Here is a 528-nt window from a genome sequence, read left to right on the forward strand (position 1 = left end):
AGTCCGGATTTCAACACTCCGTAGGCGATCGCCACCAGCTTGCGCATCAGAGCTCCGAGAACGAGCTTCTTTGGCTTGCCCGCAGCGAGCAGCCGAGTGGCGAATGCCTTGCCCCAAGGCGTGCGGCTCATGGCGGTCACAGCCGGCATGTAGACACCTTTGCGGAGCGCGCTGTGTCCCTTTTTGGACATCCTGGGCTTGCCGCGCACGCTTGAGCCCGACTCTCGCTTGGCCGTATCCAGGCCGGCAAAGGCCACCGCTTGGCGCGTCTTGTCGAAGCGCAGCTCGCCCCCGTAGTGGCTTAGGAACAGCGCGGCAGTTCCATCGCCAATGCCGGGAATGGATTTCAGAAGCTCACGTTGCGCCCTCAGGGTGGGGTCATCGTCAACGTCCTTCCTGATCTGGCGCTCGATCTCCGTAATCTGCTGGTCCAGGTGCTCGATCACCCTCTCGATGCTGCGGCGCACTTCCTCAGTCGAGGCCACTTCCAGGCGACACTGTTCCTGCGTGCGCAAATCGATCAGCGCT

General features: G+C 62.3%; 1 protein-coding gene. It reads right to left on the reverse strand.

Annotated elements, in window-relative coordinates; all coding sequences use genetic code 11:
* Window positions 1–446, reverse strand: a 446-nt coding sequence (locus tag ABFX54_RS56775; protein WP_346115640.1) for a transposase, incomplete at its 3' end; no start/stop codon positions are given.
* Window positions 447–528 lie beyond the last annotated feature (82 nt).

Source organism: Nonomuraea maheshkhaliensis (assembly GCF_039529435.1).
In the GTDB taxonomy this organism is placed as follows: Bacteria; Actinomycetota; Actinomycetes; order Streptosporangiales; family Streptosporangiaceae; genus Nonomuraea; species Nonomuraea maheshkhaliensis.